The sequence below is a fragment of the Vibrio sp. TH_r3 genome (assembly GCF_033101115.1).
Classification (GTDB): domain Bacteria; phylum Pseudomonadota; class Gammaproteobacteria; order Enterobacterales; family Vibrionaceae; genus Vibrio.
In genome coordinates this window covers 1-735 of record NZ_JAWMPW010000073.1, presented here as the reverse complement: position 1 = coordinate 735, position 735 = coordinate 1, and the positions used below count along the sequence as shown (strand labels likewise).

Annotated in this window: 1 protein-coding gene; it reads left to right on the top strand. The window is 41.2% G+C overall.

What is annotated here, in order from left to right; genetic code table 11:
* A partial coding sequence (locus tag R3X26_RS18800; RefSeq protein ID WP_317718848.1) for a substrate-binding domain-containing protein occupies positions 1–735 on the top strand: 735 nt, incomplete at both ends.

The following is a 735-nucleotide window of genomic DNA, read 5'->3' as shown; positions in this document are numbered from 1 at the left end:
CTGATGTCAGCTTTGGACAACCTTGGTACGCAGAATGCTGATGGCGTCATTGTTTGTGTTCCCAATGTTAAACTTGGTCCAGCGGTTGTTGCCTCAGCAAAACGTAATGGTTTGAAGCTTATGTCCGTGGATGACCGATTAGTTGATGGCAACAATGAACCTATTGAAGAAGTAGTTCATATGGGGATCTCTGCTTACAACATCGGTCGTGAAGTAGGTCAAGCACTATTTGATGAGATAAAATCACGTGGCTGGAATACTGACGAGGTAGCTGTTATGGCATTAAGCTACAAGCAACTTCCTACCGCATTTGAGCGTTCTCAAGGTGCAACGGATGTTCTAATGGAGAACAACTATCCAAAGCAGAATATTTTTGATACTCCGCATCGTTTGGACAATACAGAACAAGCTTTCAACGCTGCAAATAGCTTGATCACTCAAAAAGGCGACTATAAAAAATGGATTGTATACGGCATGAATGACCAAGTTGTCATTGGTGGTGTTCGTGCACTCGAAGGTAATGGTATCTCTGCTGAAAATATCATTGGTATTGGTATTAATGGTACGGAAGAAGCGATTAATGAGTTCCGTAAACCTATTCAAACCGGATTCTACGGTACAGTTATTTTAAGCGCAAAAGCACACGGATATCAGACGTCCATTAATATGTATAACTGGGTAGAAAATGATATTCAACCTGAGAAATTGATTTACACCTCTGGTCATTTGGCAACG